Consider the following 332-nt stretch of genomic DNA (forward strand, 5'->3'; position numbering starts at 1 on the left):
CGGTTGGATCACCTCCTTACCTTAAAGAACCTGCCTTTGTAGTGTCCACACAGATTGTCTGATGAAAAGTGAATAGCAAGACGGCTACGAAGTCGTGACACATCGTGTCCCCTTCGTCTAGCGGTTAGGACTCCGCCCTTTCACGGCGGCAACAGGGGTTCGAATCCCCTAGGGGACGCCACTTGCTGGCTGTGAGTGAAAGGCACAACCAATCAGTATCTCAAAACTGACTTCAGAGTCATGTTTGAGATATTTGCTCTTTAAAAATCTGGATCAAGCTGAAAATTGAAACGACACACAGTTAATGTGTGTTCGAGTCTCTCAAATTTTCA

1 tRNA gene is annotated in these 332 nt (G+C 46.4%); it reads left to right on the forward strand.

Going from position 1 to position 332, the window contains the following annotated elements:
- Window positions 1-106 precede the first annotated feature (106 nt).
- Window positions 107-181 (forward strand) — tRNA-Glu (locus tag OGY35_RS01945).
- The last annotated feature ends 151 nt before the right edge of the window (window positions 182-332 follow it).

Source organism: Citrobacter sp. Ct235, assembly GCF_030332305.1.
Classification (GTDB): Bacteria; Pseudomonadota; Gammaproteobacteria; order Enterobacterales; family Enterobacteriaceae; genus Citrobacter_A; species Citrobacter_A telavivensis.